The organism is Phreatobacter sp. (genome assembly GCF_051860605.1).
Classification (GTDB): domain Bacteria; phylum Pseudomonadota; class Alphaproteobacteria; order Rhizobiales; family Phreatobacteraceae; genus Phreatobacter.
The window spans coordinates 88,206-102,857 of record NZ_JBHYDR010000011.1 but is presented as its reverse complement, the minus strand read 5'-3'; the positions used below and the strand labels follow the sequence as shown (position 1 = coordinate 102,857).

Genomic DNA, 14,652 nt, shown 5'->3' with positions numbered 1-14,652 from the left:
TGGGATCGGTCTCGCTGCGGGACAGGGCCGGCGGCCCGTTCCTTGCTGCTTTGCACCTGGGCCTGGGCCGTTTCGAAGGCGGTCATGGTTCCGTCACGATGGCGTGTCCTGGCTTTCAGGTCAGCGCGGGCGTGACGAAATAGCATTAATCCTTTCTTGATCCGGGTCGGGTCACCATGCTTGGCTGAAAGGCCGTCGGGTGACCGGCCCGGGACCAGGACGACCGGAAGCCGGGTCCGCCCCAGCGGATCAGGCCAGTGACGGACAGGCCAGCGCCTGCCCGACGTGGAGAGAGACTGATGAGCAAGGCCGGCAGCGACGCGAAGAACACGCTCTACTGTTCCTTCTGCGGCAAGAGCCAGCATGAGGTTCGCAAGCTCATCGCAGGCCCGACGGTTTTCATCTGCGATGAATGCGTCGAACTGTGCATGGACATCATCCGCGAGGAGTCGAAGTCCTCCCTGGTCAAATCCAAGGACGGCATTCCGACCCCGAAGGAGATTTGCAAGGTCCTGGACGACTATGTGATCGGCCAGTTCCATGCCAAGCGCGTCCTGTCGGTCGCCGTCCACAACCACTACAAGCGCCTGAACCACGCGACCAAGCACAACGACGTCGAGCTGTCGAAGTCGAACATCCTGCTGATCGGGCCGACCGGTTCGGGCAAGACGCTGCTGGCCCAGACGCTGGCGCGCATTCTCGACGTGCCCTTCACCATGGCCGATGCCACGACCCTGACCGAGGCCGGCTATGTCGGCGAGGACGTGGAGAACATCATCCTCAAGCTGCTTCAGGCCTCCGACTATAATGTCGAGCGGGCCCAGCGCGGCATCGTCTATATCGACGAGATCGACAAGATCTCGCGCAAGTCCGACAATCCCTCGATCACCCGCGACGTCTCGGGCGAGGGTGTGCAGCAGGCGCTGCTCAAGATCATGGAGGGCACGGTTGCCTCCGTGCCGCCCCAGGGCGGCCGCAAGCATCCCCAGCAGGAGTTCCTGCAGGTCGATACCTCCAACATCCTGTTCATCTGCGGCGGCGCCTTCGCCGGCCTCGAAAAGATCATCTCGACCAAGGGGCAGGGCTCCTCGATCGGCTTCGGTGCGTCGGTTCGTGCGCCGGAAGAGCGCCGGACCGGTGAAATCTTCCGTGACGTGGAGCCGGAAGACCTGCTGAAATACGGTCTGATCCCCGAGTTCGTCGGCCGTCTGCCGGTCGTCGCCACCCTGGAGGACCTGGACGAGGCGGCGCTGACCAAGATCCTGACCGAGCCGAAGAATGCCCTGGTCAAGCAGTATCAGCGGCTGTTCGAGATGGAGAATGTCGACCTGACCTTCCACGAGGACGCGCTCGGCGCCGTCTCGCGCAAGGCGATCGAGCGCAAGACGGGTGCCCGTGGCCTGCGGTCGATCATGGAAGGCATCCTCCTGGACACGATGTACGACCTGCCGGGCCTGGAAGGCGTGGAGGAGGTCGTGATCTCCGACGAGGTCGTGCAGGGCAAGGCCCGGCCGCTCTACATCTATGCGGAGAAGGAGAAGGCGCAGAGCGCCTGACGTCTCCACGGCTGCGGCGAATCAAAAAGGCGGGCCGGTGGCCCGCCTTTCTTGTTTCTGCGGCCCGGTCAGTCAACGCGGTATCGCGTGCCGCCGTTCCAGGTGAGCGTGACGACGCTGACGCGGCACAGATCGACTTCGCGGATCTCGGCCCGTTCGCCGTCCGAGTAGATGATCCGGATATCGAAACTGCAGTCGCGCTGGTTGCGTCCGAAGGTGATGTTCCGCCGCGTGCCCGAGGGCATCACTTCGTCACCGAGAATGTCGCGGCCCCAGCGATTGTTGGCCGAAGCGCTGACATAGAGTTCGTTGATCTGGTAGCCGGTGCGGTTGACCAGGGCGAAATCCTGCTGGGACTGGGCCAGCGCTGGAGCGGAGCCGAGGCATGCGCTGGCAAGAAGGGAGGCGAGAAGGATTCGGCGGCGCATGGGCAGTCTCCGTACTTGTCCCGCGGGCGAACGCAGCCCGGCGGAGGGTGGAATATGGCATCGACTAGAAGCTTCGTGTTTCCGACGTGCGACGCGCCACGGAAGTGCACGAAACGCGACATTATCGTGCAAGTGGCCGGCTGCAATGGTCTTGTTGCAGGCACAGGACAGGCTCTGCGGCCCGCCCGTCGGGCGCCTTGACACGGGCGGGTGCCGCCGCCACCTAATGGTCTCCGACAGACCCCCGGGCAGGGTTGTGTGCCCGAGGTCGGCCAAGCGCCTAGAGACCCCGAAGGAGGCCGGCAAGAGCCTTCGGATCGGCCTCGATTTCGCCGCCGTCCCCGCGCGACAAAAGCGTAATCCAGCGTGACCCTGTCTGGAATCATCCGAGCGCCGCCGTCGGGCGGGCCCATTGGGCCGTTTCGCGGCGTGTCGAGCAAAGGACGAACGAATCATGAGCGAGACCAAGAAGCGTCCGCCTCTGGAACCCGGTGAAGCGAAGGTCTTCCCGGTCCTGCCGCTCCGCGACATCGTGGTGTTTCCCCACATGATCGTGCCGCTCTTCGTCGGCCGCGAGAAATCCATCCGCGCGCTCGAGGAGGTGATGCGGGCGGAGACCCACATCCTGCTGGCCACGCAGATGAAGGCGCAGGACGATGATCCTGAGCCCGACGACATCTATCGCATCGGGACGCTGGCGAGCGTGCTGCAGTTGCTCAAGCTGCCGGATGGCACCGTCAAGGTGCTGGTCGAGGGCGTGTCGCGCGCGACCATCCTCGACTATTCCGGCCGCGAGGAGTTCTACGAGGCAGAGGCGACGGCGCTGCCGGACGAGATCGCCGACAAGGTCCAGGTTCAGGCTCTCGCCCGCTCGGTCATTGCCGAGTTCGAGGGCTATGTGAAGCTGAACAAGAAGGTCTCGCCCGAGATCGTGTCCGTCGTCGGCCAGATCGACGACCCCTCCAAGCTGGCCGACACCGTGGCCTCGCATCTGGCGGTGAAGATTTCCGACAAGCAGCAGGTGCTTGAGACGATCGACGTCGGCAAGCGGCTGGAGAAGGCGCTCGGCCTGATGGAGAGCGAGATCTCGGTGCTGCAGGTCGAGAAGAAGATCCGCACCCGCGTCAAGCGGCAGATGGAGAAGACCCAGCGCGAGTACTACCTCAACGAGCAGATGAAGGCGATCCAGAAGGAGCTCGGCGACGAGGATGGCCGCGATGAGCTCGTCGAGATCGAGGAGAAGATCAAGCGCACCAAGCTCTCCAAGGAAGCGCGCGACAAGGCCAATCACGAGTTGAAGAAGCTGCGGCAGATGTCGCCCATGTCCGCCGAGGCGACCGTGGTGCGCAACTATCTCGACTGGCTGCTGTCGCTGCCCTGGGGCAAGAAGTCGAAGATCAAGAAGGACCTGCCGGGCGCGCAGGCGGTGCTCGATGCCGATCACCATGGCCTCGACAAGGTCAAGGACCGGATCGTCGAATATCTTGCCGTCCAGCAGCGCGCCAACAAGCTGACCGGCCCGATCCTCTGCCTCGTCGGCCCCCCCGGCGTCGGCAAGACCTCGCTCGGCAAGTCGATCGCCAAGGCGACGGGTCGCGAGTTCGTGCGCATCTCGCTCGGCGGCGTGCGCGACGAGGCCGAGATCCGCGGCCATCGGCGCACCTATATCGGCTCCATGCCCGGCAAGATCATCCAGTCGATGAAGAAGGCCAAGACGGCGAACCCGCTGTTCCTGCTCGATGAGATCGACAAGATGGGTCAGGACTTCCGGGGCGACCCCTCGGCAGCCCTGCTGGAGGTGCTCGATCCGGAGCAGAACGCCACCTTCAACGACCACTACCTTGAGGTGGACTTCGACCTCTCCAGCGTCATGTTCGTGACCACCGCGAACACGCTGAACATCCCGCCGGCCCTGCTCGACCGGATGGAGACCATCCGCATTGCAGGCTACACCGAGGACGAGAAGCGCGAGATCGCCAAGAAGCACCTGATTCCGAACGCGATCACGAAGCACGGCCTCACGCCGAAGGAGTGGTCGATCACGGATGAGGCCCTGATGACGGTGGTCCGCCGCTACACCCGCGAGGCCGGCGTCCGCAACCTTGAGCGGGAGGTCTCGAACCTCGTCCGCAAGGGCGTGAAGGACCTGACCCTGACCAAGAAGCGGACGATCAAGGTCACTCCGAAGGTGGTCGAGGAGTATCTCGGCGTTCCCCGCTATCGCTACGGCATGGCGGAGACCGAGGATCAGGTGGGCGCCGTCACGGGCCTCGCCTGGACCGAGGTCGGCGGCGAACTTCTGACTATCGAGGCCGTGATGATGCCCGGCAAGGGCCGCATGACGGTCACCGGCAACCTCAAGGACGTGATGAAGGAATCGATCTCGGCGGCGGCCTCTTATGTCCGCTCCCGGTCGCTGGCCTTCGGCATCAAGCCGCCGCTCTTCGACCGGCGCGACGTGCATGTCCACGTTCCCGAGGGCGCGACCCCGAAGGATGGGCCGTCTGCGGGCATCGCCATGGCAACCGCCATCATCTCGGTGATGACGGGCATCCCGATCCACAAGGACATCGCCATGACCGGCGAGGTCACGCTGCGTGGCCGGGTCCTGCCGATCGGCGGTCTGAAGGAGAAACTGCTCGCGGCTCTGCGTGGCGGCCTGAAGACCGTGCTGATCCCCGAGGAGAATGCCAAGGACCTCGCCGAGATCCCGGACAATGTGAAGAACGGCCTGGAGATCATTCCGGTCGCTCGCATGGACGAGGTCATCAAGCACGCCCTCATCCGCCAGCCGGAACCGGTTGAGTGGGACGAGGGGGCGGAACCGGTCCGCCCGCGTTCGGCCGATGACGATCAGACCGGCGTTGTCGCTCACTGACGGCAGAGTTCGCCAGGCATTGCAGGAACCCGGGGCCGTGCCCCGGGTTTTCTGTTGAAACGGCAGAAAACCTGCCGTTTTTGGTGATTTCAGGCCGCTCTTTCCTTGCTTTCGGACCCGTTGCACGGCAAACGAGTGCCTCCGTCGGCGACGGAATCACGGATTCCCGGATCGGCGACAACGAAAAGGAGAACAGCCCGTGACCAAGAACGAACTGATCGCCGCGGTCGCCGAATCGGCGAGCCTGACCAAGGCGCAGGCGGGTGCAGCGGTGGATGCGACCTTCGACATCATCGCGAAGACGCTGAAGGCTGGCGACGATGTGAAGCTGGTGGGTTTTGGCGCCTTCTCGGTGAGCCAGCGCGCCGCCCGCGAGGGTCGAGACCCGCGTACCGGCAAGCCGGTCAAGATTGCCGCCTCCAAGGCGCCGAAGTTCTCGGCCGGCAAGGGCCTGAAGGACGCCGTCAACGGCTGACGATCAGCAACCCGGTGGCGGGGGGCGTGAGGCCTGGAGGGCTTCGCGCCCCTTTTGCTTTGGCGGGGGGCAGGCGCGGTTGGGCAGGGTGCTCCGCGGGACTGGCATCCTGCGACGGGGCTGCCGGTTGCGGCCCACCGTCCGAGCGTCTAAATCCCTCCAGGCTTGTTGGGGGCGGTTAGCTCAGTTGGTAGAGCGCCTGCTTTACACGCAGGATGTCGGCGGTTCGAGCCCGTCACCGCCCACCACCTCCAGACGCTTCGGCTGAGCCCGTCCGCGCATCGGCGACCGGCCACCCGGTGACAGGAGCGTCGCGGACTGCCTCGCGCCGGCCGGATGGCATCCTCCCGCGATCAGGGTGACTGGTGCGGCCCCCGCCATGCTATGCGGCGGTCAAGCGTGGAGGGGCCCCGTCGTGTCGAGCTGGCTTGCCGAACTCAGGAATGGCTTTGCCGCGCTTTCCCCTTCAGCCTTTCCCTATGGTCGCTTCGCCCTGGCCATCGCCATCGGCATCTGCGGCGGTTACGTCTTCTCGCGGGCCGGGCTGCCGCTGCCCTGGATGCTGGGCGCCATGTCCTTCTGCACGGTTGCGGCGCTGTCTGGCGCTCCGGTCGCTGCTCCCCCGGTGATCCGCTCGCCGATGGCTGCCGTCATCGGTGTCATGCTCGGTTCGGGCTTCACGCCGGCCATCGTCGGCCAGGTTCCGCACTGGATCGTTCCGCTGGCCGGGCTGGTGGTCTTCATGATCGCCTGCGGCGTGACCGTCGTCTGGTATTTCAGGGTCCTTGGCGGCTACGACCGGACCACCGCCTTCTTTTCCGGCATGCCGGGCGGCCTTGTGGAGATGGTGATCTACGGCGAGGAGCGGGGAGGCGATGCGCGCGTGATTGCGCTCGTCCATTCGGCCCGCATCCTGATGGTGGTGATGACGCTGCCGTTCATCATCCAGTGGAGCCAGGGGGTCAGTCTGGCGCGCCCCGTCGGCGGCGTCTCGATGTTCGACGTTCCCATGCTGTCGCAGGGCTGGCTGGTGGGCTGCGGGCTTGCGGGCGCGCTGCTCGGCCATCTTCTGCGCCTGCCCGCCAAGACCCTTCTGGGCGCCATGATCGTCAGCGCCGCCGTCCACATCTCGGGCCTGTCCGACTTCAAGCCCTCGTTCGAGATCGTCAATGCCGCGCAGGTCGTGCTCGGCGTGGTCATCGGCTGTCGCTTTGCCGGCACGGCGACCAGGGTGGTGCTGAAGGTCCTTGCCCTGTCCGTCGGCTCAACCGCCATCCTGCTGTTCTGGATGACGCTGTTCGCGGTCGTGGTGGCCCGCCTGTCCGGCTTCGAGGCCGTGACACTGATTCTCGCCTATTCGCCGGGCGGGCTTGCCGAGATGAGCCTGATCGCGGTGGCGCTGAACGTGGAAGTTGCCTTCGTCGCGGCCTTCCACATCATCCGGGTGTTCCTCGTCATGATCGCGGCTCCGCTTCTGTTCGGCTGGCTTGGCGCGGGGGGCGGAGATGCGGGTCCGGCAGGAGAAAATCCTCCGGAGGAACCCGGTCATCCCTCCTGATCATCGTGATCGGCGCCGCCGGCTGGCGCCCGCGGCGACCGGCTTCGGCCGGTGATGGCAGGACAGGCCCGAATGCGCCTTGACAGGGCAGGGTGCCTCCCGTAAGTCCGCCCTCCTCGACCGGCTCATGTCTGAGCCGAGCAACGCGCGGGCGTAGCTCAGTTGGTTAGAGTGCCGGCCTGTCACGCCGGAGGTCGCGGGTTCGAGTCCCGTCGCCCGCGCCAGTTCTCTCCGGGAAGCGAGCTTCGCAGTCCCGTCCCGGGGGCAGACCCCGATCATTCGCCGCGATACGCTCCCGCCACCCGTGCCGCGAGACGTGTTGCCGTCACGGGATGTGGATCGAAATCACCTCGTCGCCCGGCGCCATGCGGCGCTGCTCGATATGCTGGACCATGCCGATGCGCTGGGCCTCGTCCGCGCCGAAGCGGTAATTGTTCGGGGTGAAGCGTGCCGCCATGTCGGCCTCGCTCCATTTCAGGACGTCCCGGAAAGGCGCCGAGATGAGATCGGTGATGGGGTTTCTCTCGCCGGCGCGGGGGCCGCTGTCGAAGGTCACCTGGTGCAGCAGGAACTGGGTGGTCGGATCGCAGGAGCGGCGCTCCGAGGCCAGCATGATGGTCGCGGCAATCGAACTGCACATGCCGATCGCGTGAATATGGACGCTGATCGGCAGGAACCGGATCGTCCCCATCAGGCCGAGGGCCGTTTCGATGTCGCCGCCGCTGCTGGTCAGCATCAGGACGACGGACGGGTGTCCCGCGCGCTGGGTTTCGATCAGCTCTGCCTGGGTGTTCCGCATGCCGGGCGGGGTCACCCGCCCGTTATAGATGAGATAGCGCACGCCGATCCTCCGTGGTTGCCGCTCAGGCTCCATTCGGCCCCGGATCGGCGAACCTGTCCACACCTGCGAGTGTGGGTACGGGCGCGCCGCGTGCCCAAGGGCGCCACAAGGGACAGGATCAGGTGCGCCGGCGCTCCTGCACCAGTGCCAGCAACACGGTCAGCACCATGAAGACCGCCGCGACGGCGAAGATGGCGCGGGGCTGGCCCCTGTCGAGCAGGAAGGCAAACAGCAGGGGCCCGATGAGGCCGCCGATATTGAACCCCGTCGAGACGATGCCGAAGACGATGCCTTCCGCACCGCGGGGGGCGGCCGCCCGCACCATCATGTCGCGCGACGGCGTGATGATGCCCGACAGGAAGCCGGCCAGGCCCATCAGGATGATCACGACCACGGCGGAGGGCGTCGTCAGTGCCAGCCCGGCCGTGATGACAGCGGTTGCCAGATAGGCGGCAGCCGCGACCAGCCCGTGCCGACGCGTGCGGTCGGCGAGCGCCCCGCCGGCCAGCACCCCCAGCGCACTGGCAAACAGGAAGGCCGTCAGCGCCGCGCTGGCAGAGGCAAGATCGAGCCCGTAGCCCTGGACGAAGGCCGCCACCGCATAGCTCACCAGGCCGCCGGTGCTGAGCGCCAGAAGCACGAAAAGCCCGATCAGGGAGATGACCGTGGGCGTGATCAGGCTGGCGCGAGGCAGCGCCTCCTGCGGGCCGTCCGCCTGTCGCGCCGCAGTCGAACGGGCGCCCCCTTCGCCGACGGGCGTCAGGATGATCAGCACCGCCACGACGAATGCGAGGACGCCCGCCAGCGCGAAAGCCTGGCCAACGCCCGCAAGGGCGGCCGCGCCGAGCAGAAGGGGCGGGGCGATGGCATTGCCGAAATAGCCCGCGAATGTATGGATGGAGAAGGCGCGGCCCATGCGGCTGCCGTCGATCCCGCGGGCAAGCAGCGCATAATCGGCCGGGTGGTACACGCCGTTCGCAAGCCCTGCGGCGGCCATGGCGATGAGCAGCCAGACATAGCTGGGGCTCACCGCGATCGACAGGAAGCTGCTGCCGCCGAGCACCAGCCCGAGCAGCAGGATGCGCCGCGCGCCGAACCGGTCGGTCGCAAATCCCATGGGCGTCTGGACGAGCAGCGACACCAGGTTGAACACCGTCAGCGCCAGGCCGATCTCCACATAGCTTGCGCCGAAGAAAGCCGGCAGCAGCGGCATCAGGGCCGGCACCGTGGTGATGTGGACGTGGCTGACAAGATGGGCCATCGACACCTGGCCGAGCAGGATGCGCTCGCCGCTGCGCGCGGGGCCTCCCATCGGGGCCGAAATATCGGAGGAACTGGTCATAGAGGCGCTTCCCTGGGCCGCATGGCATAGCAGCTTCGCGCTGCTCCCGCCCTGCCGCCGCTGCAGCCGCGCCCGGCGCGCGCCACATGGCGCCGTATCGGCGGGCGTCCTGGTGAAGCCACGGGGTGAACGCGCCTGATTCCCCGGTCATGCCCGGTCCGGCAGCGGACAATGCGATGCGGGCACCGGCGATCGAGCTGCCACTTCGCTGGCTTGCAGGGGCGTCCGGATCGCTCCAGCGCGGAGTTCACAACGATTCCAGCCGTGGCCGGGAAATGCGTTCTGTCATGCGCTTGCACCGCAACAGATGAGAGAGTAAGGCACGGGGCAGAGCCGGAGGAGGGGCGCGCTTGTCCGCCGGCCCCACGCAGGAGAACCGCGATGCAGGCTGCCACGGCCGCGCTTCTGACCGACTATCTGCCGCTGGTGATCTTCATCGCGCTTGCCGCCTTCATCGGCGTGGTCCTGCTGGTTGCGCCCTTCGCCGTCGCCTATTCCCGGCCCGATGCAGAGAAGCTGTCCGCCTACGAATGCGGCTTCAACGCCTTCGACGATGCGCGCATGAAATTCGATGTGCGCTTCTACCTCGTGGCGATCCTCTTCATCATTTTCGACCTCGAAGTGGCGTTCCTGTTCCCCTGGGCTGTGGCCTTCAAGGAAATCGGCGTCTTCGGCTTCTGGTCCATGATGGTCTTCCTCGGCGTGCTGACGATCGGCTTCGTCTACGAGTGGAAGAAGGGCGCCCTGGAGTGGGATTGAGGGTCTGACCATGGCAACCACCGCTCTCGATCGCGGCAATCCGCTCGTCGCTCCGGCGCCCAAGGGCCTCCTCGGCCCGGATGGCAAGCCGGTTGGCGCTGCTGACCCGTTCTTCACCGGCATCAACAACGAGCTGGCCGACAAGGGCTTTCTCGTGACCGCGACCGACGACCTGATCAACTGGGCGCGCACCGGCTCGCTGATGTGGATGACCTTCGGTCTGGCCTGCTGCGCCGTGGAGATGATGCAGCTGTCGATGCCGCGCTATGACGTCGAGCGCTTCGGCTTCGCGCCGCGCGCCTCGCCCCGCCAATCCGATGTGATGATCGTCGCCGGCACGCTGACCAACAAGATGGCGCCCGCCCTGCGCAAGGTCTACGACCAGATGCCGGAGCCGCGCTACGTCATTTCCATGGGCTCCTGCGCCAATGGCGGCGGCTATTATCACTATTCCTATGCGGTGGTGCGCGGCTGCGACCGCATCGTGCCGGTTGATGTCTATGTTCCCGGCTGCCCCCCGACGGCCGAAGCGCTGCTCTACGGCGTTCTGTTGCTGCAGAAGAAGATCCGCCGCACCGGCACGATCGAGCGGTGAGGGGGCATCATGTCGCTTGAAGAACTCGGCGAGACCATCAGGGCGGAGCTTCCCGGAATGGTGACCGGTGCGTCGGTCGCCTATGGCGAACTGACGCTGGAGGCAGACGCAGCCGCGATCATTCCGATCCTGACCCATCTGCGTGACGAGCCGGACTGCCTTTTCCGCAACATCATCGATATCTGCGGCGTCGACTATCCCGGTCGCGAGAAGCGCTTCGACGTGGTCTATCATCTGCTCTCGCCGAGGCATAACCGCCGCATCCGCGTGAAAATCCAGACCGACGAGACGACGCCGGTGGCCTCGGCCACGGACGTGTTCCCCGGCGCCCTGTGGTTCGAGCGCGAGACCTATGATCTCTACGGCGTGCTGTTCACCGGCCATCCGGACCTCAGGCGGCTGCTGACCGACTACGGTTTTGACGGTCATCCGCTGCGCAAGGACTTCCCGACCACGGGCTTCGTCGAGGTTCGATACGACGACGAGGTCAAGCGCGTCGTCTATGAGCCGGTGCGCCTGGCGCAGGAGTTCCGGCAGTTCGACTTCCTGTCCCCATGGGAAGGCACGGACTACGTGTTGCCGGGTGACGAAAAGGCCAAGGCGAACTGAGCATGGCTGAAGCTGAAATCCGCAACTTCACCTTCAACTGGGGTCCCCAGCACCCGGCAGCCCACGGCGTGCTTCGCCTCGTCATGGAGCTCGACGGCGAGGTGGTCGAACGCTGCGATCCGCATATCGGCCTCCTGCACCGCGGCACCGAGAAGCTGATCGAGACCAAGACATATCTTCAGGCGATGCCCTATTTCGACCGGCTCGACTATGTCGCGCCGATGAACCAGGAGCATGCCTTCTGCCTCGCCATCGAGCGCCTGCTCGGCATCGAGGTCCCCAGGCGCGGCCAGCTGATCCGCGTGCTCTATTCCGAGATCGGCCGCATCCTCTCGCACCTTCTCAACGTCACCACGCAGGCCATGGACGTCGGCGCGCTGACCCCGCCGCTCTGGGGCTTCGAGGAGCGCGAGAAGCTGATGATCTTCTACGAGCGCGCCTCCGGCTCGCGCATGCATGCGGCCTATTTCCGCGTGGGCGGCGTGCACCAGGACCTCCCCGCAGCGCTCGTCGACGATATCGAAGCCTGGTGCGACCCCTTCCTCAAGGTGGTCGCCGACCTCGACGCCCTGCTCACTCCGAACCGCATCTTCAAGCAGCGCAACGTCGATATCGGCGTGGTGACGCTCGACGAATGCTGGGCCTGGGGCTTCTCGGGCGTCATGGTGCGCGGCTCCGGCGCGCCGTGGGACCTCAGGAAGTCGCAGCCCTACGAGTGCTATGCCGAGCTCGATTTCGACATTCCGATCGGCAAGAACGGCGACTGCTACGACCGCTACCTCATCCGCATGGAGGAGATGCGCCAGTCGGTGAAGATCATGCGCCAGTGCTGCAAGCTGCTGCGCGAGACGCCCGGCCCGGTTTCGGCGAAGGACAACAAGGTGGTGGCGCCCAAGCGCGCCGAGATGAAGCGCTCGATGGAAGCGCTCATCCATCACTTCAAGCTCTATACCGAGGGCTTCCACGTGCCGGCCGGCGAGGTCTATGCGGCCGTCGAGGCGCCCAAGGGCGAGTTCGGCGTCTATCTGGTCGCCGACGGCACCAACAAGCCCTATCGCTGCAAGATCCGAGCGCCGGGATTTGCCCACCTGCAGGCGATGGATTTCCTGTGCAAGGGCCACATGCTGGCGGATGTCTCCGCCATCCTCGGCTCCATCGACATCGTGTTCGGAGAGGTTGACCGGTGAGCGTTCGCAGACTGGCTCCCGACGAGGTCCAGCCGGCCTCCTTCGCCTTCACGCCCGACAATCTCGCCTGGGCGCGCGCGACGATTGGCAAATACCCGTCGGATCGGAAGGCGTCCGCCGTCATCCCGCTGCTCTGGCGGGCGCAGGAGCAGCACGCCTACTGGCTGCCCAAGGCGGCGATCGAATACATCGCCGACATGCTCGACATGCCCTATATCCGGGTCTTCGAGGTGGCGACATTCTACACCATGTTCCAGCTGCAACCGGTTGGAAAGAAGGCCCATATCCAGGTTTGCGGTACCACGCCGTGCATGCTGCGCGGTGCCGAACAGCTCATCAAGATCTGCAAGAACCGCATTCATCCGGAACCCTTCCACCTGTCCGCCGATGGCGACTTCTCCTGGGAAGAGGTTGAATGCGCGGGCGCCTGCGTGAACGCGCCGATGATCCAGGTGTTTTCCGACACCTATGAGGACCTGACGCCGGAAAGCTTCGAGAAAGTGCTGGACGCCTTCGCCCGCGGCGCGACACCGAAGCCCGGTCCGCAGAACGGTCGCCACGGCGCCGAACCCGAGGGCGGTGCGCTGACCCTGCGCGACCTGCCTTTCAGTGCTGCCGGTCCCGGGGACGCACCGGTTGCCGAGAAACCCAAGGCCGAACCGAAAGCCAGGCCGGTGGCGAAGGCGAGGGTGGAGCCGAAGGACAAGCCGGCCGCGGCCCCGGTGCCCCAGCCTGCTGCTCCCTCGGCAGCCGAGCTTGCCGCGCAGGAAGAGGCCGAGATCAAGGCGAGGCTCGCAACGCTTGCCGCCGACGCCACGCCCGAGCAGAAGGCCGACGCGGTCGGCACACGCCCCGCCGGGCTCGCCGCTGCACGCGGCGCTGCGCCCGACAAGCTGCAGAGGGTGAAGGGCATCGGCCCGGTCAACGAGGGCAAATTGCACGCGCTCGGCATCTTCCATTTCGACCAGATCGCCGCCTGGACCCGCGAGGAGATCCGCTGGGTCGGCACCTATCTTGCGTTCCCCGGCCGCATCGACCGTGAGGAATGGGTGGCTCAGGCCATGGCGCTGGTGGCGGACAAGCCGCCTGCGAAGGAGTGAAGGCATGCTCGCCGACAAGGACCGCATCTTCACCAACATCTACGGGTTCCACGACAAGAGCCTGAAAGGCGCCATGGCGCGCGGGCACTGGGACGGGATCAAGGGCTTCATCGATCAGGGCCGCGACTGGATCATTCAGCAGGTCAAGGATTCCGGCCTGCGCGGCCGGGGCGGCGCAGGCTTCCCGACCGGCCTGAAATGGTCGTTCATGCCCAAGCAGTCCGACGGCCGGCCGCACTATCTCGTGGTCAATGCCGACGAGTCCGAGCCGGGAACCTGCAAGGACCGCGAGATCCTGCGCAACGACCCGCACACGCTGGTCGAGGGCTGCGTGATTGCCGGCTGCGCCATGGGCGCCCATGTCGGCTACATCTACGTTCGCGGCGAGTTCATCCGCGAGCGCGAGGCCCTGCAGCGCGCCATCGACGAGTGCTACGAGGCCGGCCTGCTCGGCAAGGGCAACAAGACCGGTTGGGACTTCGAACTCTACGTCCACCACGGCGCCGGGGCCTATATCTGCGGCGAGGAGACGGCACTTCTGGAGAGCCTGGAAGGCAAGAAGGGCCAGCCGCGCCTGAAGCCGCCGTTCCCGGCCAATATGGGCCTCTATGGCTGCCCGACGACGGTCAACAACGTCGAATCGATTGCCGTCGTGCCGACCATCCTGCGGCGCGGGCCGACCTGGTTCGCCTCCTTCGGCAATCCGAACAATCTCGGCACCAAGCTGTTCTGCGTCTCCGGCCATGTGAACAAGCCGGCGACCTTCGAGGAGGCCATGTCGATCCCGTTCTCGGAACTGGTCGAGAAGCATTGCGGCGGCATTCGAGGCGGCAAGGACAACCTGCTCGCCGTGATCCCGGGCGGCTCCTCGGTGCCCCTGGTGCCGGCCGAGCAGATCTGGGATGCGCCGATGGACTTCGACGGGCTCAGGGCGCTCCGGTCGGGCCTCGGCACCGCCGCCGTCATCGTCATGGACAAGTCCACCGACGTGGTGAAGGCGATCACGCGCATTTCCTATTTCTACAAGCACGAGAGCTGCGGCCAGTGCACGCCCTGCCGCGAGGGCACGGGCTGGATGTGGCGCGTCCTGACCCGCATGAGCGAGGGCCGCGCCCACAAGAAGGAGATCGACATGCTCCTCGACGTGGCGGGCCAGGTCGAGGGCCATACGATCTGCGCGCTCGGCGATGCGGCAGCCTGGCCTGTCCAGGGGCTGATCCGCCACTTCCGCCATGAGATCGAGAAGAAGATCGACGCCTATTCCGCCAATCCGCACGACGATCCCGTGCGCGCGGCGGCCCATTGAGACGACCGGACCGGAGAC

At 65.8% G+C, this 14,652-nt stretch carries 13 protein-coding genes and 2 tRNA genes; 12 read left to right on the top strand and 3 right to left on the bottom strand.

What is annotated here, in order from left to right:
• Positions 1-299 precede the first annotated feature (299 nt).
• Entirely contained in the window at positions 300-1,556 is a 1,257-nt protein-coding gene (gene clpX, locus ACTIFS_RS18045) for an ATP-dependent Clp protease ATP-binding subunit ClpX (protein ID WP_439575513.1), read from the top strand.
• A gap of 68 nt (positions 1,557-1,624) precedes the next feature.
• Here the strand turns inward: clpX and ACTIFS_RS18040 are convergent, their stop codons facing one another.
• Positions 1,625-1,984: a hypothetical protein gene (locus ACTIFS_RS18040; RefSeq protein WP_439575512.1), complete on the bottom strand. Its 360-nt coding sequence runs from the start codon at positions 1,982-1,984 to the stop codon at positions 1,625-1,627.
• 454 nt (positions 1,985-2,438) lie between these two features.
• On the opposite strand from ACTIFS_RS18040, the gene lon reads away from it, so the two are divergent.
• From lon to ACTIFS_RS18015, 5 genes are all read left to right on the top strand, one after another.
• Complete coding sequence (gene lon, locus ACTIFS_RS18035) at positions 2,439-4,862, top strand: endopeptidase La (RefSeq protein ID WP_439575511.1); 2,424 nt, start codon at positions 2,439-2,441, stop codon at positions 4,860-4,862.
• Positions 4,863-5,061: 199 nt separating this feature from the next.
• Positions 5,062-5,337: an HU family DNA-binding protein gene (locus ACTIFS_RS18030; protein WP_439575510.1), complete on the top strand. Its 276-nt coding sequence runs from the start codon at positions 5,062-5,064 to the stop codon at positions 5,335-5,337.
• Positions 5,338-5,509: 172 nt separating this feature from the next.
• A tRNA-Val gene (locus ACTIFS_RS18025) sits at positions 5,510-5,585 on the top strand.
• Between the two features lie 167 nt (positions 5,586-5,752).
• Positions 5,753-6,895, top strand: coding sequence for an AbrB family transcriptional regulator (locus tag ACTIFS_RS18020; RefSeq protein ID WP_439575509.1), 1,143 nt, complete (start codon positions 5,753-5,755; stop codon positions 6,893-6,895).
• A gap of 147 nt (positions 6,896-7,042) precedes the next feature.
• A tRNA-Asp gene (locus ACTIFS_RS18015) sits at positions 7,043-7,119 on the top strand.
• 101 nt (positions 7,120-7,220) lie between these two features.
• Here ACTIFS_RS18015 and ACTIFS_RS18010 read toward each other — a convergent pair.
• Positions 7,221-7,736, bottom strand: a complete 516-nt coding sequence (locus ACTIFS_RS18010) for an ATP-dependent Clp protease proteolytic subunit (protein WP_439575508.1) — start codon at positions 7,734-7,736, stop codon at positions 7,221-7,223.
• Positions 7,737-7,854: 118 nt separating this feature from the next.
• Entirely contained in the window at positions 7,855-9,078 is a 1,224-nt protein-coding gene (locus tag ACTIFS_RS18005) for an MFS transporter (protein WP_439575507.1), read from the bottom strand.
• 381 nt (positions 9,079-9,459) lie between these two features.
• On the opposite strand from ACTIFS_RS18005, the gene ACTIFS_RS18000 reads away from it, so the two are divergent.
• The 6 genes from ACTIFS_RS18000 to nuoF are packed head-to-tail and all read left to right on the top strand — an operon-like array spanning position 9,460 to position 14,634.
• The gene (locus ACTIFS_RS18000; protein ID WP_439575506.1) at positions 9,460-9,837 is read left to right on the top strand and encodes an NADH-quinone oxidoreductase subunit A; all 378 of its coding nucleotides are present in this window, start codon (positions 9,460-9,462) and stop codon (positions 9,835-9,837) included.
• 10 nt (positions 9,838-9,847) lie between these two features.
• On the top strand, positions 9,848-10,432 hold the full coding sequence (locus ACTIFS_RS17995) for a NuoB/complex I 20 kDa subunit family protein (protein ID WP_439575505.1): 585 nt from the start codon (positions 9,848-9,850) through the stop codon (positions 10,430-10,432).
• A 9-nt stretch (positions 10,433-10,441) separates the two neighbouring features.
• A complete protein-coding gene (locus ACTIFS_RS17990; RefSeq protein WP_439575504.1) occupies positions 10,442-11,041 on the top strand; it encodes an NADH-quinone oxidoreductase subunit C in 600 nt (199 codons plus the stop codon).
• Positions 11,042-11,043: 2 nt separating this feature from the next.
• A complete protein-coding gene (locus ACTIFS_RS17985; RefSeq protein ID WP_439575503.1) occupies positions 11,044-12,228 on the top strand; it encodes an NADH-quinone oxidoreductase subunit D in 1,185 nt (394 codons plus the stop codon).
• Positions 12,225-13,328: an NADH-quinone oxidoreductase subunit NuoE gene (gene nuoE, locus ACTIFS_RS17980; RefSeq protein ID WP_439575502.1), complete on the top strand. Its 1,104-nt coding sequence runs from the start codon at positions 12,225-12,227 to the stop codon at positions 13,326-13,328. The genes ACTIFS_RS17985 and nuoE overlap by 4 nt, the downstream gene beginning before the upstream one ends.
• A gap of 4 nt (positions 13,329-13,332) precedes the next feature.
• The gene (gene nuoF / locus ACTIFS_RS17975; RefSeq protein ID WP_439575501.1) at positions 13,333-14,634 is read left to right on the top strand and encodes an NADH-quinone oxidoreductase subunit NuoF; all 1,302 of its coding nucleotides are present in this window, start codon (positions 13,333-13,335) and stop codon (positions 14,632-14,634) included.
• The last annotated feature ends 18 nt before the right edge of the window (positions 14,635-14,652 follow it).